This window comes from Pseudomonadota bacterium (assembly GCA_039818985.1).
Taxonomy (GTDB): Bacteria; Pseudomonadota; Alphaproteobacteria; order Sphingomonadales; family Sphingomonadaceae; genus Alterisphingorhabdus.
The window spans coordinates 415,622-432,751 of the sequence record JBCBSU010000002.1; the positions used below are offsets into that span (position 1 = coordinate 415,622).

Below are 17,130 nucleotides of genomic sequence, written 5' to 3' on the forward strand. Positions count from 1 at the left end.
TTCAAACAGTTCTAAACGCATTGGTAATCGGATAGCGCCGGTCACGGCCGAAATTGCGGCTCCCCAGCTTGACCCCGGGCGGCGACTGGCGGCGTTTATATTCGGCGATATAGAGCAATCGCTCGATGCGGACCACGACATCGCGGTCGAACCCCTGCGCCACCAGATCGTCGACCGATTGCTCCTGCTCGATCAGCCCGTGCAGGATCGGGTCGAGCACGGCATAATCGGGCAGGCTGTCCGAATCCTTCTGGTCGGGGCGCAGCTCGGCACTGGGCGGCTTGGTGATCACGCCTTGCGGCATCACCGGGCCATCGGGGCCCATGCCGAGTGACGGCCTGTTGGCGTTGCGCCAGCGTGACAGGGCGAACACCGTCAGCTTGTAAGCGTCTTTCAGCACCGAATAGCCGCCGGCCATATCGCCATAGATGGTGGCATAGCCGACGCTCATCTCGCTTTTGTTGCCGGTGGTCAGCAGCATATGGCCGAATTTGTTGGACAGCGCCATCAGGGTCACGCCGCGAATGCGCGACTGGATATTCTCCTCGGTTATGTCGACCTGACTGTCAGCAAAGCTGTCCTCGAGCATCGCATCAAACCCCTCCACCGCCGGGTTGATCGGGATGGTGTCGAGCTTTGTACCGAGCATCGCTGCACAGCCCGCTGCATCGTCAAGGCTTTCCTGGCTGGTGAAGCGGCTCGGCATCATCACGCACCACACCCGGTCGGCACCCAACGCATCAACCGCCACCGCCGCCGACAGCGCGCTGTCTATCCCGCCCGACAGGCCGAGCACCACGCCGGGAAAGCCGTTGCGGTTCACATAGTCGCGCAAGCCAACTATCATCGCATTATAGATGTCCGCCGGGTGATGATCCCATGCCGCCAGCGCATCAGGCCCCGAGCAATTGGCACAGGCCCAGCCATTGGCGCCCTTTTCCCAGACCGTGGTGCGGACATGCTCTTCCCAGTCGGGCAGGCGGTGCACCGTCTTGCCATCGCTGTTGAGCACGAAGGAGCAGCCATCGAACACCAGCTCGTCCTGCCCCCCAACCCGGTTGAGGAACAACAGCGGCAGCCCGGTCTCCCTGGTCCTGGCGCGGAATACCTCAAGCTCGCGATGCTGGTCCTTGGCGATTTCATAGGGGCTGCCATTGACCGAGATCAGCAGTTCGGCACCGCGCTCGGCAAGATGGCGCGGCACTTTGGGCAGCCAGCCATCCTCACAGATCGGCAGGCCAAGGCGGACGCCGCGAAAGTCCACCGGCTCGGGCAGCGGGCCCTGTTTGAACAGGCGCAATTCATCGAAGGTGCCATAATTGGGCAGTTCATGCTTGTAGCGCACCGCCGCGATCCGGCCACCATCGAGCAGCGCAACGCCATTATACAGCCGGTCACCATCGAGAAAGACGCTGCCCACCAGCATCGCCGGACCACCATCACCGGTGGCTGCGGCCAGACGGTCGAGCTGCTCCGCTGCGCGCTGGATCAGCGCCGGCTTCAGCACCAGATCCTCGGGCGGATAGCCGATCAGCTGCAGCTCGGGATAGAGCATGAGGTCCGGCTGCGCATTGTCCGGTGCGTCGGCCATGGTCTGGCTGCGCACCGCCAGCATCGCATCAGCATTGTCGGCCAGCGCGCCCATTTTCTGGTTCAGCTGGGCCATGGTCAGTATCAGGCGATCGGTCATGCCAGCCTGATAGAAAGCGGCTTGCTCTGCGGCAATGCTTTTGTGCCGGGCTTATCCGAACACCAGCAGGCCCAATATCCGGTTCGGCAGGAAAGCGAACAGGCCAGCCAGCACCAGCCCGATAAACACACCCTCCATGGCGCCGCGATGACCGCGAATATCACGCTTGCGTATACGCCAGATCGCCATCGGTACCGACACCAGCACGATAATCGAGAAAATATGGATGAAGCTGTAGCCGCTTCCGCCAAAGCCGGTGCCCGGGCGGCCGATGAACAGGCTGGTCAACGCGGTGATAAACATCAACCCGGCCCAGACGCGACCGAGCAGCCGATGCAGCGCATCGCCCTTTTGCCGCACCAGAACATAGATGCCGAGGGGAAGCGCAGGAATCACAGTCACCAGATGGATGATAATCGGCAGAGTGAGCCGGTCGGCGGCGCGTTGGACCATATCCGCTTCGGCGGCAACGCGGTCGGTGCCCACGGCATAACCGCCGGTCAGGCTGCTCAGCGCCATCAGCACCAGTGTGAGCAGCACTGCCGCCCCGGCCAGCAACAACATGCGGACGATGCGCACCGGGGTGGGGCGATCAACGGCAGCAATATCTTCGGCAAGCGACATGGGAATGGCTCCTGATCATTTGTGATAGGCAGAAGTGCACAGGCACAGTCAGCCAAAGGCGAGGATGTTGAGGACGCGGCCGGGAACGAAGGTGAAGGCCCCGGCGACGAGCAATGCGATGAACATATTCTCCATCGCATTGCGGTGGCGCTGCACATTGCCGCGCCGGATCGCCACGATGCTGCGGGTGACCGAGAACAGCACGAACAGTGAGAGCAGGTGGATCCAGCTGAAATGGGTTCCGGCAAAGCCGCGATCAGGATTGCCGATCCAGAAGCTGGATAGCGCGATAACCACCATCAATAGTGCCCAGATCCGACCCAGCCGCTTGTGCCGCGATGTGCCCTTTCTGGCCCAGAAGACATATATGCCCAGCGGGATGGCCGGGATGACCGCACCAACATGCAGCATCACCGGCAGGGGCAAACGCCCCTCCAGATCACGGCTACCGCCCATTGAGATATCACCGTCCAGATAGCTGACAGCCAGACTCGCCAGCGCGTAGAGCAGCATTGCTCCCAATAGCGTGGCGGCGACAGTCATCGGTGCATTTTTCCAGCGATGCTGTGCCTCGTTGCGGATCACAAGGCGGCCCAGGCCATTTTTCGCAGCAGGTTTGTGCATGGCGTTCTTCCCTTATGGCCTGAAGCGACCGTCCATCGATGAAAAGCATGGAGAGCGTGACAAAAGGGCACCAGCACATCTGCGTAAGCGGTTGCGCAAACTACGCAAATACGGCAAAAATACGCACTCGCCCATTCACGAAGCGTCAATGGGTAACCCGTTCATCGCCCTTGCGCCCGATTCCGGAAGACCGGGTTGCAAGAGCAGGATCAGCAAAGAAGGGCCGATACGGCATGCGCCAATTTGCCGCCGAAATCTTTTTCGCCGCCGCGATCGGGTTTCTGCTCGGACTGCTCGGCCCATTTGGCACCTTCGAGATGCCGGCCGCCTATCGCCTGCCCTATTGGGTAGTGTTCGCGATTATCGGCTATTTGCTGTTTCGCCCGGTGACACTGGCGGCGACATGGCTGGCGGAAGGCTCTGCGGTGCCGTTGGCGCTGTGCCGTTTGCTGGCGGTTGCACTGGCGTCGCTACCAATGAGCTGGATCGTCGCCTTTGCGATGAACGGAATGGCGATTCCCACCAATGTTGACGGATCGCGATACCTGATTCTCTATCTTCAGGTTGCCGGCATTGGCGCCGCCATCTATGCCGTCATGACGTTTCTGCGCCTCGGCAGCGGCAGGGATTCTCGTCTCCAGGACGGAAGGATGCAGCGCGAACTGCTGGTCGATCCACCACTCACCCCTGCGGTGCCAGATGATCCACAGGCCGCAGAGCCAGCGCTGATGAAGCGTCTGCCGCCTGGTTTTGCCGGTCCGGTGATGGCGCTGAATGTCGAGGACCATTATGTCCGGGTCCATGGGGCAGAGCGCAGCGAAATGCTGCTGATGCGGCTGGGCGATGCGATGGACGAAATGGAACCGCTTGCCGGCATGCAGGTGCATCGCAGCTGGTGGGTCGCCGATCATGCCGTGACCGGGGCCATGCGACTGGGCCGCAATATCGGCCTGACCCTGGCCAATGGCCTCCATGTTCCGGTCTCACGCGCCCATGTTCCCGGTGCCCGGGCACGCGGCTGGCTGGAAAATATCCAGCCGCAAACCGAGTCATAAGCAGTCGTCACAGTCCATTTTCCCACTGTCATAAAAGTTTCGTCTTTCGAATCAGGCGCGCAATGCTAAAGACGGTGCATCTGCTTTGGCGATCAGATTTGGGGCACATATTTCGGGGAGCGATCAGCCATGAAAATCATGTCGGGAAACAGCAATCTGCCGCTGGCGCGGGCGATTGCCGGCTATTTGGAGATGCCGCTGACCGATGCCAGCGTGCGGCGCTTTGCCGATGAGGAAATTTTCGTCGAAATCCATGAAAATGTGCGCGGCGAGGACGTGTTTCTAATCCAGTCGACTTGCTATCCCGCCAATGACAATCTGATGGAATTGCTGATCTGCATCGACGCGCTGAAACGCGCCTCGGCACGACGGATTACTGCCGTCATCCCCTATTTCGGCTATGCCCGGCAGGACCGGAAGCCTGGCCCGCGCACGCCGATCTCGGCCAAGCTGGTGGCCAATCTGATCACCGTTGCCGGTGCCGATCGGGTGCTCTCGGTCGACCTGCATGCCGGGCAGATTCAGGGCTTTTTCGATATACCGACCGACAATCTCTATGGCGCGCCGGTAATGGCCGCCGATATCCAGGCGCGCTTCGGCGCGCATGAGCTGATGGTGGTGTCGCCCGATGTCGGCGGTGTGGTCCGCGCCAGGGCACTCGCCAAACGGCTCAACAACGCGCCACTGGCCATTGTCGACAAGCGCCGCGAAAAGCCCGGCGAGTCCGAAGTGATGAACATCATCGGCAATGTTGAAGGGCGTTTCTGCATATTGATCGACGATATTGTCGATTCGGGTGGCACATTGTGCAACGCCGCCGATGCGCTCAAAGAAGCCGGCGCCGTCGATGTCGCCGCCTATGTCACCCATGGTGTGCTCTCGGGCGCGGCGGTCGAGCGCGTCGACAAGAGCACGCTGAAGGAATTGGTGATCACCGATTCGATCGAAGCCACCGAAGCGGTGCAGGCTTCCGACCATATCCGCCCGCTGCCTATCGCGCCGCTGCTCGGCGAGGCCATGCGCCGCATCGCCGAGGAAAGCTCGGTTTCAAGCCTGTTTGACTGAGCCACAGCGCGATCGGGAAGAGACCTCATGCCCAGCTGGCAAAGTCTGTTGCGCTATCGCCTGGCCATCGCCATCGGTGCGATCATTATCTGTCTCGGCGCCTGGGGCACCGAATGGGGTGGGCTGGTATATGTCTGCCCCTATTGCCGCGCACAAAGAACGGTGATCGGGCTGCTCGGCCTCATTCTCCTCGTCAATCCGCAACACTGGTTTACCCGCTGGACCGCCTCTGTGCTGGCGGTGTTCGGACTCGTCGTCGCCGGGATGCAGCATTTCAACGGCTGGGCAAAGATCATGGGCGGCGAGTTCAGCTGGGGCGAATATTGGTATGCCAATGCCTGGATGCTGTCGGGCTTTGCCCTGTTCATCATCACCGGCCTGATTCTCTATCTCTGGGCATGGCGTCCTGCTACGATTGAGACTGAGGACATTTAAACCCAAAAAGGCGCGCAATGACTCCTGAAGACATCATCCTTGCCCAACGCCTGGCCGATGCCGCCGCGGCGGCAATCCGGCCCTATTATCGCGCTGCTTTCGAGACCGAGCGCAAGCGCGACAGCTCACCCGTGACCGAGGCGGACAAGGCGGCCGAAACCGCGATGCGCCAGATATTGGAGGCCGAGCGCCCCGATGATGCGATTATCGGCGAAGAATTTGGCCGCAAGAAAGGCACGTCACGCCGCTGCTGGGTGCTCGACCCGATCGATGGCACCACCAGCTTTATCGCCGGACGACCGATATTCGGCACGCTGATCGCTTTGACCGTCAACGATTTTCCGGTGATCGGTATCATCGATCAGCCGATTTCGGGTGAACGCTGGCTCGGCGTCTCGGGCCGCGAAACGCTGTTCAATGGCAAGCCGGTCACTACCCGCCCCTGCCCGAAGCTCGACGAAGCCATTCTCGCCACCACCAGTCCGCATCTGTTCAGCAACCAGGACGCGGACTATTTTGCCGCACTGGCCAAACAGACCGAGACACAGCGGCTGATCTGGGGCGGCGATTGCTATAATTACGGTCTGCTCGCCAGCGGCCATCTCGACATTGTCTGCGAAAGCGGCCTGAAGTTGCATGACTATGCGGCGCTGGTACCGGTCGTCGAAGGCGCCGGCGGCATGATGTGCGACTGGTATGGCGACCCGCTCCACGCCAATAGCGACGGTCGGGTGATGGCGATTGGCGATCCGGCACGGCTGGAGGATGTGCTCGGGGCGATGGCAACCGGCTAGTCTATTCCTTCACCGGCCCGCCGATCGACCAGATGAAGCCGAACGGGTCGGTGAGCTGGCCGTAGCGCGCACCCCAAAACTGGTTATCGATCGGGAAGCGCACTTCCGCGCCGGCGTCGAGCGCCCGTTGCCAGGCGGCATCGGCATCGGGCACCTGCAAATGCAGCGTTGCGCCTGAAGGCGCGGCCATGGTCTCGCCGCCCATAAATTCGGGAAATTCGTCATTGAGCATCAACCCGCCGCCGAGGATTTTCAGATGCGCGTACATCAGCCTTTTGCCGCCCTGCTCATGGTCGCGATAGAGCGGCTCGGCACCAAACGCTTGCTGGTAAAAGGCAATGGCCTTTTCGGCCATGCTCTCGTCCTTGCTGCCGCCGCGAATGGTGATATGCGGCGTCACGCCGCTCAGCTGGTCATTGGGTGGTGTGGTGTCACTCATGATTCGTCCCCTTCTCCATGGCGCAAGATTATCAGAGCAGAAGCGGCATGACGATGGGCATGGTACCAGGCTTTGCCGCTTGCATTTTCCGTTACACGGCGCTAATGGCCGCGCTTCGCATGAAAATGTGAGAATCAGGACGGGCTGGCCGGTTAGGGCTGCCATGTCTGTCCGTAATGGAGACTTTGTTTCGCTCACAGGCGAAACATGCGGTTCCGGCCCGCTCCCCCACCCGACCACCCAATGGTATAATCTGGCGTGGTCGGGTGGGGGAGCGGGCTGGTGCCGAAGCAACAGAAAGGAACCAAAATGCCCAAGCTGAAGACCAAGAGCGGGGTCAAGAAACGCTTCAAGATCACCGCTACCGGCAAGGTGAAGCATGGTGTCGCAGGCAAGCGCCACCGGCTGATCAGCCATAATTCCAAATATATCCGCCAGAATCGCGGCACCAAGGTCGCCGCCGATGCCGATGCGAAAACCATCAAGAAATGGGCGCCTTACGGGCTGAAATAAGCCGCGCACCCATTATTCAGCGACATTCTGAAAGGATATTATCATGGCACGAGTTAAACGCGGTGTGACCACCCGCGCCAAGCACAAGCGGGTATTGGAACAAGCCAAAGGCTATTATGGTCGCCGCAAGAACACCATCCGCGTCGCGCGGCAGGCGGTCGAAAAGGCCGGCCAGTACGCCTATCGCGACCGCAAGGTCAAAAAGCGCAATTTCCGCAGCCTGTGGATCCAGCGCATCAACGCCGCTGTCCGCGCCGAAGGCTTGACCTATGGCCAGTTCATGCACGGACTGAAGCTGGCCGAGGTCGATCTCGACCGCAAGATTCTCGCCGATCTGGCGATGAACGAAAATGATGTGTTCAAAACCATCGTCAAACAGGCCCAGGACGCGCTGGCAAAGGCATAAACCTTTAGCCGAACCGTTTCAAAACGCCGCTGCCCTTGGGGTGGCGGCGTTTGTGCGTCCGCTACATGTAAAACGCCGGACCGGCCCGAAAGCCGATCCGGCGCGGATGCCGCCCTCCCCGGGGGTAAGGCGGCATCTGGTCACTCCGCAGCAGTCAAAAGGGTCGCTGAAAATTGCCCGCTGCGGGGGACGTGACGATTTGTAATGCCGGTTTACCCTAACCCTAAGGCCCGGTTTGTGACCCACAGCACTTATCGCAAATCTTCCACCGACGCCCGGACGACCGTGCCGTAATCATCCTGTGCCCCCTCCCTGTGCACATTGGCGGTTGTCTCTGTCTTTCAGTTCCCCTTGCGAATGGTCGTAACTTGCCCAAAAACCGCGCTATTCTTCTTGTAAGTTTCCGACAATTCATTCACTTTCGCAACGATCTGCAGACAGCACACCGCTTGGTGATCAGGGGCAATGACGGACGGCACGCTCGATATATCCGATGTCGAATTGCGCTTCTTCGCGCCTTCGCCGCTGCTCGCCCCCTATATTTCCACGCTCTACCGTCTCGATATCCTGCGTGGCGACAAACCGGCGCTGGCGGATCACCTCCACCCCGAATGGGCCAATTTGCGCCTTGTCCGGGGTGAGCCGGTCAGCGGCTCCATCGGCGAGATGGAGCTGACCGAACAGCCACGCGCTTTCCTCATTGGCCCGACCAGCCAGGCCACCTATTTCACCCAGCGCAATGCCAGCATTTTCGGCATCGGCCTGTTGCCACTGGGCTGGCACATATTCACCAGCGGCGCAGCGGCCGATATCTATGCCGACCAATCAGTTAACGCCGAGGCCGAACCTGCCCTGGAAGAGCTGATACAGGTAAGCCAGGCCATCGACATGGATCACCAGGGTGATGCCAATATCGAGGCCGCTGCGATCAATGCCGCGCTCGAGGCCATCATTGCCGACCGGCCTGCGCCCGACCCGCGTATCGCCAACGCCCATGCAGCACTGGTCGATGACCGTCTCGACAGCGTCACCGCGATGGCTGAACGGCTGGCGATGACCGAACGCTCGCTCGAACGTTTCAGCCGGCGGATATTCGGCTTCCCGCCCAAATTGCTGTTACGCCGCCAGCGCTTCCTGCGCTCACTGGCGCAATTCATGATCGATCCCTCGCTGCGCTGGATCAACACGCTCGACTGGCAGTATCACGACCAGGCCCATTTCAGCCGTGATTTTCTGCGCTTCATGGGGATGCGCCCGGGCGAATATGCGGCAAGACCACATCCGATCATGATGGCGGCGGCCAAGGCGCGCATGGCCGCCGCCGGTGCAGCCATGCAGGCCCTGCACCAACCAGTGACATCAGAGAGTGACATCGAAGACAGCTGAGGCAATGCCACGACACCGCTTTTTTTATCGTCATGCCATCGCCCGTGCTTGCTTTCGCCCGCCAGCCTTGCTTTAGCGACTCGCTGTACATGCTCCGGGCAATCACCACCCGGCAACAACGGTAAATGACTCATGAGCGACATAGAAACCATCCGCGATGGCTATCTGGCCCAAATCGCCGAGGCCGACCTTGAGGCACTGGAACAGCTGCGCGTCGCAGCCTTGGGCAAGCAGGGCGAAATCAGCCTGTTGCTGAAGACCCTCGGCAAAATGACGCCCGAACAGCGCCAGACCGAAGGCCCGCGCATCAATGGCGCGCGTGCGGCGGTTGCGGATGCCATCGCCACACGCAAACAGGCGCTGGAGGATGCGGCGCTGGATGCAAAGCTGGCGGCGGAATCGCTTGATCTGACGCTTCCTGTAACAGACTCCCCCAAAGGCAGCGTTCACCCTGTGTCACAGGTGATGGATGAACTGGCGGAGATTTTCGCAGACCTCGGCTTTGCCGTCGCTACCGGCCCGGAGATTGAGGATGATTGGCGCAATTTCACTGCGCTGAATATCCCCGAAACGCATCCGGCACGGGCAATGCATGATACTTTCTATTTCCCGGATACCGATGGCGAAGAACGGGCGATGCTGCTGCGCACCCATACCTCCCCGGTGCAGATCCGCACCATGGTGGATGTTGCCGAACGCAGCCAGGGCAAGGGTGAGCCGATCCGCATCATCGCACCGGGCCGCACCTATCGCTCCGACAGCGACGCCACCCACACGCCGATGTTCCATCAGGTCGAGGGACTGGTGATCGACCGCGATATCCATATGGGGCATCTCAAATGGACGCTGGAAACGTTTGTGCGCGCCTTTTTCGAGCGCGATGACATTACCCTGCGCCTGCGCCCCAGCTTCTTCCCGTTCACCGAACCTTCGGCCGAGATCGATATGGGCTTCACCGTTGAAAAAGGTCGCCGGATTATTGGCGGCGATCCCTATGGCCCCGATGGTGGCTGGATGGAGCTGGGCGGTAGCGGCATGGTGCACCCCAATGTCATCGCCAATTGCGGCCTTGATCCCGATGAGTGGCAGGGCTTTGCCTTTGGCTGTGGCATAGACCGGTTGGCGATGCTGAAATATGGTATGGATGATCTGCGTGCCTTTTTCGACGGCGATCTGCGCTGGCTCGGCCATTATGGCTTTGGCGCGCTCGACACGCCGACATTATCCGGGGGAGTGGGCGCATGAAGTTCACGCTAAGCTGGCTCAAAGAGCATCTCGACACCGAAGCGAGCCTTGAGGAGATCACCGAAAAGCTGACCGCCATCGGGCTGGAGCTGGAGGGGGTGGAGAACCCCGCCGATGCGCTGCGTCCATTCCGTGTCGCCAAGGTGCTGGAAGCCGGGCCCCATCCCAATGCCGACAAGCTGCAACTGCTCAAGGTCGATGACGGCAGCGATGATGCGCCCTGGCAGGTGGTCTGTGGCGCGCCCAATGCGCGCACCGGCATGGTCGGCGTATTCGGCCCGCCGGGGACCTATATTCCGGGCAGTGACTTCACCCTCAAGCCCGCCAAGATCCGCGATGTTGAAAGCTTCGGCATGATGTGCTCGGCGCGCGAGCTAGAGCTGGGCGAGGACCATGACGGCATTATCGAACTCGATGCTGATGCGGAAAGCGCTGTCGGCCAGAGCTATGCCGATTATGCCGGGCTCGACGATCCGGTGATTGATGTGTCGGTAACGCCAAACAAGCAGGATTGCATGGGCGTGCGTGGCATTGCGCGCGATCTGGCAGCATCGGGTATTGGCACATTGAAGCCGCTGAACATCGATGCTGTAGAGCGCTTGGGCGCTGGCCCCGATATCAGGATCAGCGATAGCGAAGGCTGCCCGGCTTTTTATGCTTGCACCGTTTCGGGCGTGGCCAATGGCACGGCCCCGGACTGGATGCAGCAGCGGCTGCGCGCCATTGGCCAGAACCCGATTTCGGCGCTGGTCGATATCACCAACTATGTGATGTTCGATCTCGGTCGCCCGCTGCACGTCTATGACATGGCAAAGCTCAACGGCCCTCTCGAAGCGCGCAAGGCCAGGTCGGGCGAAAGCCTGACCGCGCTCAACGGCAAGGAGTACTCGCTCGACGAGACCATGACGGTGATCGCCGATGACAATGGCGCGCATGATATTGGCGGGATTATGGGCGGCGAAGCCACCGGCGCGGCGGACGACACAACAGATGTGCTGATCGAATGTGCCTATTTTACGCCTGAGCATATCGCCATCACCGGGCAGAAGCTGATGCTGACCTCGGACGCGCGCCAGCGTTTCGAGCGCGGCGTCGATCCGGCTTTTCTCGATGATGGTATCGAAGTTGCGACGGCGTATGTCGTGTCATTGTGCGGCGGCAGCGCCAGCGACATTACCCGCACAGGCACACCACCAACCGAGCAGCACACCGTCGCTTATGATCCATCGCACTGCTTGCGTCTCGGCGGAGTCGATGTCGCGCTGGACGCGCAAGTGGCGATATTGGAGCGACTGGGCTTCGCAGTGGACAGCGTCGCAACGCCCTGGACCATTACCGTGCCGACATGGCGGCGCGATGTGCATGGATCGGCCGATATTGTCGAGGAAGTCATTCGCATCACGGGGCTGGATGCCGTGCCTTCAACGCCGCTGCCGCGTGCACCGGGTGTTGCCAAACCCACTGCTTCGCCAGCGCAGCTAATGGAGCGCAAAGTCCGTCGCGCTGCGGCTGCGCGCGGTCTTAACGAGGCGGTCAACTGGTCGTTTATCTCGGAGAAAGAAGACGCAGCCTTGCGCGGACAGGGCAATCAGGGTGGCGACAACATCATCCCCTGGGTGCTCGCCAATCCGATCTCTGAAGACCTGAAAGTCATGCGCACCTCGATGCTGCCCGGCCTGCTGTCAGCGGCCAAGCGCAATATGGACCGCGGCGCGACGTCAATCCGTCTGTTCGAAGTTGGGCGGCGCTACTTTCGTAGCGGCACCAATGCGAGCGACGAGCGTGCCACCATCGGGCTGGTGCTGGCAGGCGAAGCCAGCCCACGCCAATGGCAGACGGGCAAGCCTTTGGCGTTTGATCCCTATGCCATAAAGGCCGAAGTTCTGGCGCTGCTCGAAGCGGCAGGCGCACCGGTTGGCAATCTGATGGATTTCGTCCCCGATGATGCGGGGCCGGGTGGGCATTACCATCCCGGCCAGTCGGCGACATTGCGCCTCGGCCCGAAAAAGCTGCTCGCCTCCTATGGCACGCTGCACCCCAAAACCACCAAGGCATTCGGCCTCAAAGGCGCGGTGATGGCGGCAGAGATCTTCCTCGACGCCATTCCCGCCAGACGCAGCAGTGACCATATGCGATCCACCTACGCGCCCCCGGCGCTGCAGGATGTGACGCGCGACTTTGCCTTCATCGTCGATGCAGCATTGCCTGCCGATGATCTGGTGCGCTCGGTCAAGGGCGCAGACAAAAAGGCAATTGTCGGCGCACGGATCTTCGATCTGTTCACCGGCGCAGAGCTGGGCGACGGCAAGAAATCGCTCGCGCTCGAAGTCACGCTGCGCCCCGGCGTGGCAAGCTTCACCGATGACGAGCTGAAGGCGATTTCCGACAAGATCGTTGCCAATGCGGCCAAGCTGGGTGCGGAATTGCGCCGCTAGCCCGGATAGGCGCGCGCCAGTGTCGCCATGGCCTGCGCCACCATCTGCCTGTCGCTTTGCCCGGCCAGTGCCAGTGCCGCGGAACCGCCGTTAAATGCGGCGATGACCGGGCGCTGGATATAGCGATTCAGATTGAGCCAGAGATTGAATTGCCCCTGTTTCAGACCGTTTTCCGGCGTGGCAATCCAGGTCGATGTATCCCAGAAAGGCCGGTCGAACAGCAGATAGACTTTGTCGAGCGTGCCCATGCCCAGCCGGTCAATGGCCTGTTGCTTGCGTGGTGGCAGTGGCGGATCAAACCGCACCAGCTTCTTTTTCAGCACGCCGAGCGGCAGGGTGATGATAGCGGCATCGAAAGCCGGTTTCTCACCGCTCGCCAGACCGATGGCAGGGCCCCGCTCACCTTTCGTCACGCTGGTGACAACACTTCCCAGTCGCACATCATAACCGGCCTTTAGCGCATCCAATATCCCGGCATAGCCATTGGGGAAGATCACATGCCTGCCGCCATAGTCCTGCTGATAATTATAGGCACCAAAATCGATCTGGTCGCTATCGGCGGCATATTCATTCTGCACCTCGCCGACCTCATAAAGCCATTCCGGCGCGTTCCGGATACTGATCATGCGACCATCGCCGCCCCTTATCCGGTAGCTGTCATTGGTAGGGATGTATTTCTCGCCTGCCTGCCTCGCCAGATCAGTCAGCGGATTGCGCTTGATTCCGTGGATCCAGCTCGCACCCAGATCAAGCGGCAGGCCGAGGCTTTGATCGGTCCATAGCCGCCCGCCCAGCCGATCGCGGGCCTCGAACAGCGTCACATCATAACCACGCGTCGCGAGGAAATGCGCCGCCGAAAGCCCGCTCATCCCGGCACCGACAATAGCGATTTTCTGTGCCCCGCTGCGGCTGGCCGCGCGCGCCGCCGTCTGGCCCGATTCATAGGCGGCATGGACAGTGCTGGTATAATCCGGATTGGCGGCCTCTCCGGCAAAGTACAGCCAGTCCGCGACAGGTTCGGCCAGTGCGCGAAGATCTCCGCGATTCGAGCCATGGGCGAGATAGGAATAGGCGCCAAGGCTATAGCGATCGCGGCTCCAGTTGGTGCGGATATAGCCCAGCAGTTTGGCACCGCGCGGTGCTTCGACTGCGAAAGCGCGAAAACCCATGGGCAAGGCAGCGCCAGCGCTCAAAAGCGCCATATGTTTGAGCACAACCCGTCGGTCCATGCGCCAAGGCTAGCCGATTTCGCCATCGGGAAAAACCGCCCGGTACAACAGTCCCGCTCAATAGCCATTGCCAGCGGCAAATAAACGATTAGAGACGCGGGCACGATGACCGACAGCCCCGATAACAATTCCCGCCGCACCTTTGCCATCATCTCGCATCCCGATGCGGGCAAGACGACGCTGACCGAAAAACTGCTGCTCACCGGTGGTGCGATCCATCTTGCCGGCGAGGTCAAGGCGCGCGGGCAGGCACGGCGCGCACGGTCGGACTGGATGAAAATCGAGCAGCAGCGCGGCATCTCGGTCACCTCGAGTGTGATGACCTTCGAGCGGACCGGCACCAATGGCGAGACCATCACCTTCAACCTGCTCGACACGCCGGGGCATGAGGATTTCTCCGAAGACACCTATCGCACGCTGACCGCGGTCGACAGCGCGATCATGGTGATCGACGCCGCCAAGGGCATCGAGCCGCAGACGCGCAAGCTGTTCGAAGTCTGCCGCTTGCGCTCAGTGCCGATCATCACCTTTATCAACAAGGTCGACCGCGAGGGCCGCGATCCGTTCGAACTGATGGACGAGGTCGCCGATATGCTGGCGCTCGATGTCTGCCCGATGAGCTGGCCCGCCGGCATGGGCGGGCTGTTCGAAGGGATTTTCAGCCTTGAAAGCGGGCGACTGAGCCAGCCCGAGGGTGAGGCAAAAGAATATCTCGGCAATGCGCGGCAATTTGCCGGGCTCGATGACCCAAAGCTGGGCGAGGCGCTGTCTGCCGATGCGCATGAAAAGCTCAGCGAAGAAGCAGAGCTGGCGCGCGAAGGCTATGCCGCATTCGACCTGACCGCCTATCGCCATGGCGATCTGACGCCGGTCTATTTCGGATCGGCACTGAAGAATTTCGGCGTCGAGGAGCTGATCGAGGCGATTGCCAGCCATGCCCCGCCACCCCGGCCGCAACCGGCCGAACCCGATCCGATCGACCCGGCGCGGCCCGATGTCACCGGCTTTGTCTTCAAGGTGCAGGCCAATATGGACCCGCAGCATCGCGACCGCATCGCCTTTATGCGGCTGGCCTCGGGCACTTTCAGGCGCGGCATGAAGCTGACGCCAAGCGGCCATGGCAAGCCGATTGCGGTGCATTCGCCGATCATGTTCTTCGCCCAGGATCGTGAGATTGCCGATACCGCGCTGCCCGGCGATATTATCGGCATTCCCAATCACGGCACGCTGCGCGTCGGCGATACGCTCTCTGAGAAAAACGATGTGCGCATCACCGGCCTGCCGAACTTTGCCCCCGAAATTTTGCGCCGCGTCGCGCTCAAAGACCCGACCAAGACCAAGCAGCTGCGCAAGGCGCTCGATGACCTCTCCGAAGAGGGCGTTATTCAGGTCTTTTACCCCGAGATCGGCGGCCAGTGGATTGTCGGCGTGGTCGGCCAGCTCCAGCTTGACGTATTGGTGTCGCGGCTGGCGGCGGAGTACAAGGTCGAGGCGGTGCTCGAAGCCGCGCCCTTCGAAACCGCGCGCTGGATCCATGGCGAAGACAGCGTGCTCGATGCCTTTGCGCGCATATCCCAAGCCAATCTCGCCAAAGACCGCGATGGTAATCTGGTGTTCCTCGCCAAATCGGCCTGGGATGTCGGCTATCAGGAGGAGAAGAACCCGGAGATTGCGTTTAAGGCGACTAGGGAGCGTTAATAGGGGACAACAATTCTGCCAGTGCTTTTGCCGGATTGACAGGTTCCGCCAGAACTGATGCCGCCCGTCATATGAACTATAACCGGTACAAAAGCTGGAATTTCAATTTCGGACGGTCCAGCAGTTACCCCGCCACTCGGATTGGCATCTTCTGGCTTTGAGCTTTTGTTCGCCAGCCGCTCCCTGCCATTGACGGTGACATTGACGACTCCGGTGGAATCGGGCTCCCATGGCCCATAGACTTGCACGTTTTCCAATCGCACAACCCTGGGAAAGTCGGCGGCGGCGACAAGTTCGCTGACATTGTTGCAACCGCCAAAGTCATAAACGCGATTATTCCCCTCATGATAGGTTTTCAAGGTCCCGGCCATTTGGGGCATGTCAAACGTAAATACCTCTGGTCCGGTTCTTATTCTCACCGTTGCTGGACCAAGGGCATTCCCCTTGCGCACGCAGGCTATGGTGACAGCGCGATCAGGGAGCGGTGTTCCTATATCTTTAATCGCACTTGATCGGCTGACATCGATCCTGCGAAGAGACAGATTCTCGGATTTGAGATCGTCCGAGCAAGCGACATAGTCTTGGTCGGCCGAAACGCCAAAATAGTCTATGCCAACGCCAAACGGCTTTTTTAAAGTGATGTAGAGATTTCCTCCCCTGATCTGCGGCACCAGGCTAAGCCGATTCTGGGCAGCTCGCTTGCATTCAGACCACGCACTTACGGCAGGCGCATAGACACGGTCGATTTGCGACATATATTCATCGCTCCACTCTTCAAAGCGGGTAGAAACCTCTTGTCTCCCTTGTGACCAGTCTAGTTCAAAGGCCTTATATGCCAAGGCTAGGCCGTCTGAAGACTGATTCTTGTTCGCAAAGTAGATACGACCAATATTCTTCGACCAGAAGAACTCCCTCTCCATTCCTGTATATTCAAGAACAGCCTGACACCCATCATTATTCTGGGCATGCGCAGGAAAACTGAAGGTCAGTAAAGCTAGAAACAGTAATATTCGCATTTTCCCTCTCGCTTATCAAATATGGATTCGGCCATTCATGGAAGGTGTCTTTCCTGAGTGTTTATGGCCTGTACTACCAGTTCACAAAGCGGGGATTGTATTAAACTGCTCCATTTCAGAGTTGATTTGCCGATTCTATACTGTGCGCGTGACGAATGAAGCCATGACGCTGGACAAGACGTAAAAGGCCGGGCGCGCCAGATCGGCGCGATGCCGAAGCCTAGGAACAGCGTTGCGTAAAAGCGATGCTCGCTGTCGGTGGTGGCGTTGACCAAACTCGCACCAAGGATCGATTTCCGCCCCAATGCGATATGCACCAACGCGATCAGGCAGCAGACGCTGCCGAGAAAGATGACAAAATAGGCCAGCTATTTGCGCATACGCCTACTCCTTTCCGGAGCAGGCTAAGATGCGGACAGAGTCGCCTCTATCGGTTTAGTAGTTGAAGCCGACAGTGATGGTGAAGGTGCGCGGAT

Annotated in this window: 16 protein-coding genes; 10 read left to right on the forward strand and 6 right to left on the reverse strand. The window is 60.0% G+C overall.

Annotated features, from left to right (window positions below; genetic code table 11):
* Position 1: 1 nt before the first annotated feature.
* Genes AAFX04_13750 through AAFX04_13760 form a run of 3 tightly spaced genes read right to left on the reverse strand, consistent with a single transcriptional unit; the run spans position 2 to position 2,938 of the window.
* Positions 2-1,690: an NAD+ synthase gene (locus AAFX04_13750; GenBank protein ID MEO1046499.1), complete on the reverse strand. Its 1,689-nt coding sequence runs from the start codon at positions 1,688-1,690 to the stop codon at positions 2-4.
* A gap of 51 nt (positions 1,691-1,741) precedes the next feature.
* Complete coding sequence (locus AAFX04_13755; GenBank protein ID MEO1046500.1) at positions 1,742-2,314, reverse strand: DUF2306 domain-containing protein; 573 nt, start codon at positions 2,312-2,314, stop codon at positions 1,742-1,744.
* Positions 2,315-2,362: 48 nt separating this feature from the next.
* Positions 2,363-2,938: a DUF2306 domain-containing protein gene (locus AAFX04_13760; GenBank protein MEO1046501.1), complete on the reverse strand. Its 576-nt coding sequence runs from the start codon at positions 2,936-2,938 to the stop codon at positions 2,363-2,365.
* A 233-nt stretch (positions 2,939-3,171) separates the two neighbouring features.
* On the opposite strand from AAFX04_13760, the gene AAFX04_13765 reads away from it, so the two are divergent.
* The 4 genes from AAFX04_13765 (at position 3,172) to hisN (ending at position 6,287) form a co-directional block, all read left to right on the forward strand.
* Complete coding sequence (locus tag AAFX04_13765) at positions 3,172-3,993, forward strand: LytTR family DNA-binding domain-containing protein (protein MEO1046502.1); 822 nt, start codon at positions 3,172-3,174, stop codon at positions 3,991-3,993.
* Between the two features lie 129 nt (positions 3,994-4,122).
* The gene (locus AAFX04_13770; GenBank protein MEO1046503.1) at positions 4,123-5,058 is read left to right on the forward strand and encodes a ribose-phosphate pyrophosphokinase; all 936 of its coding nucleotides are present in this window, start codon (positions 4,123-4,125) and stop codon (positions 5,056-5,058) included.
* A 27-nt stretch (positions 5,059-5,085) separates the two neighbouring features.
* On the forward strand, positions 5,086-5,493 hold the full coding sequence (locus tag AAFX04_13775) for a hypothetical protein (GenBank protein MEO1046504.1): 408 nt from the start codon (positions 5,086-5,088) through the stop codon (positions 5,491-5,493).
* Between the two features lie 17 nt (positions 5,494-5,510).
* Positions 5,511-6,287: a histidinol-phosphatase gene (hisN, locus tag AAFX04_13780; protein ID MEO1046505.1), complete on the forward strand. Its 777-nt coding sequence runs from the start codon at positions 5,511-5,513 to the stop codon at positions 6,285-6,287.
* A gap of 1 nt (position 6,288) precedes the next feature.
* On the opposite strand, the gene AAFX04_13785 is transcribed toward hisN, so the two are convergent.
* Complete coding sequence (locus AAFX04_13785; protein ID MEO1046506.1) at positions 6,289-6,726, reverse strand: VOC family protein; 438 nt, start codon at positions 6,724-6,726, stop codon at positions 6,289-6,291.
* A gap of 309 nt (positions 6,727-7,035) precedes the next feature.
* On the opposite strand from AAFX04_13785, the gene rpmI reads away from it, so the two are divergent.
* The 5 genes from rpmI to pheT all read left to right on the forward strand — a co-directional run bounded on the left by rpmI (position 7,036) and on the right by pheT (position 12,711).
* Positions 7,036-7,239, forward strand: a complete 204-nt coding sequence (gene rpmI, locus AAFX04_13790; GenBank protein ID MEO1046507.1) for a 50S ribosomal protein L35 — start codon at positions 7,036-7,038, stop codon at positions 7,237-7,239.
* A gap of 43 nt (positions 7,240-7,282) precedes the next feature.
* Positions 7,283-7,645, forward strand: a complete 363-nt coding sequence (rplT, locus tag AAFX04_13795) for a 50S ribosomal protein L20 (GenBank protein ID MEO1046508.1) — start codon at positions 7,283-7,285, stop codon at positions 7,643-7,645.
* A 465-nt stretch (positions 7,646-8,110) separates the two neighbouring features.
* Positions 8,111-9,031: a helix-turn-helix domain-containing protein gene (locus tag AAFX04_13800; protein ID MEO1046509.1), complete on the forward strand. Its 921-nt coding sequence runs from the start codon at positions 8,111-8,113 to the stop codon at positions 9,029-9,031.
* A 132-nt stretch (positions 9,032-9,163) separates the two neighbouring features.
* Positions 9,164-10,276: a phenylalanine--tRNA ligase subunit alpha gene (gene pheS / locus AAFX04_13805; protein ID MEO1046510.1), complete on the forward strand. Its 1,113-nt coding sequence runs from the start codon at positions 9,164-9,166 to the stop codon at positions 10,274-10,276.
* Positions 10,273-12,711 (forward strand): phenylalanine--tRNA ligase subunit beta, encoded by a 2,439-nt coding sequence (gene pheT / locus AAFX04_13810; protein ID MEO1046511.1) that lies wholly within the window; start codon positions 10,273-10,275, stop codon positions 12,709-12,711. The genes pheS and pheT overlap by 4 nt, the downstream gene beginning before the upstream one ends.
* On the opposite strand, the gene AAFX04_13815 is transcribed toward pheT, so the two are convergent.
* Entirely contained in the window at positions 12,708-13,940 is a 1,233-nt protein-coding gene (locus AAFX04_13815; GenBank protein MEO1046512.1) for an FAD-dependent oxidoreductase, read from the reverse strand. The genes pheT and AAFX04_13815 overlap by 4 nt on opposite strands.
* A 105-nt stretch (positions 13,941-14,045) precedes the next feature.
* On the opposite strand from AAFX04_13815, the gene AAFX04_13820 reads away from it, so the two are divergent.
* Positions 14,046-15,638, forward strand: a complete 1,593-nt coding sequence (locus AAFX04_13820) for a peptide chain release factor 3 (protein MEO1046513.1) — start codon at positions 14,046-14,048, stop codon at positions 15,636-15,638.
* Here the strand turns inward: AAFX04_13820 and AAFX04_13825 are convergent.
* Positions 15,635-16,654: a hypothetical protein gene (locus tag AAFX04_13825; protein ID MEO1046514.1), complete on the reverse strand. Its 1,020-nt coding sequence runs from the start codon at positions 16,652-16,654 to the stop codon at positions 15,635-15,637. The genes AAFX04_13820 and AAFX04_13825 overlap by 4 nt on opposite strands.
* Positions 16,655-17,130 lie beyond the last annotated feature (476 nt).

What these genes read in the sequence shown, in the direction of transcription:
- AAFX04_13750 (MEO1046499.1), bottom strand. Translation starts at nt 1,690, where the DNA reads ATGACCGATCGCCTGATACTGACCATGGCCCAGCTGAACCAGAAAATG.
- AAFX04_13755 (MEO1046500.1), bottom strand. Translation starts at nt 2,314, where the DNA reads ATGTCGCTTGCCGAAGATATTGCTGCCGTTGATCGCCCCACCCCGGTG.
- AAFX04_13760 (MEO1046501.1), bottom strand. Translation starts at nt 2,938, where the DNA reads ATGCACAAACCTGCTGCGAAAAATGGCCTGGGCCGCCTTGTGATCCGC.
- AAFX04_13765 (MEO1046502.1), top strand. Translation starts at nt 3,172, where the DNA reads ATGCGCCAATTTGCCGCCGAAATCTTTTTCGCCGCCGCGATCGGGTTT.
- AAFX04_13770 (MEO1046503.1), top strand. Translation starts at nt 4,123, where the DNA reads ATGAAAATCATGTCGGGAAACAGCAATCTGCCGCTGGCGCGGGCGATT.
- AAFX04_13775 (MEO1046504.1), top strand. Translation starts at nt 5,086, where the DNA reads ATGCCCAGCTGGCAAAGTCTGTTGCGCTATCGCCTGGCCATCGCCATC.
- hisN (MEO1046505.1), top strand. Translation starts at nt 5,511, where the DNA reads ATGACTCCTGAAGACATCATCCTTGCCCAACGCCTGGCCGATGCCGCC.
- AAFX04_13785 (MEO1046506.1), bottom strand. Translation starts at nt 6,726, where the DNA reads ATGAGTGACACCACACCACCCAATGACCAGCTGAGCGGCGTGACGCCG.
- rpmI (MEO1046507.1), top strand. Translation starts at nt 7,036, where the DNA reads ATGCCCAAGCTGAAGACCAAGAGCGGGGTCAAGAAACGCTTCAAGATC.
- rplT (MEO1046508.1), top strand. Translation starts at nt 7,283, where the DNA reads ATGGCACGAGTTAAACGCGGTGTGACCACCCGCGCCAAGCACAAGCGG.
- AAFX04_13800 (MEO1046509.1), top strand. Translation starts at nt 8,111, where the DNA reads ATGACGGACGGCACGCTCGATATATCCGATGTCGAATTGCGCTTCTTC.
- pheS (MEO1046510.1), top strand. Translation starts at nt 9,164, where the DNA reads ATGAGCGACATAGAAACCATCCGCGATGGCTATCTGGCCCAAATCGCC.
- pheT (MEO1046511.1), top strand. Translation starts at nt 10,273, where the DNA reads ATGAAGTTCACGCTAAGCTGGCTCAAAGAGCATCTCGACACCGAAGCG.
- AAFX04_13815 (MEO1046512.1), bottom strand. Translation starts at nt 13,940, where the DNA reads ATGGACCGACGGGTTGTGCTCAAACATATGGCGCTTTTGAGCGCTGGC.
- AAFX04_13820 (MEO1046513.1), top strand. Translation starts at nt 14,046, where the DNA reads ATGACCGACAGCCCCGATAACAATTCCCGCCGCACCTTTGCCATCATC.
- AAFX04_13825 (MEO1046514.1), bottom strand. Translation starts at nt 16,654, where the DNA reads ATGCGAATATTACTGTTTCTAGCTTTACTGACCTTCAGTTTTCCTGCG.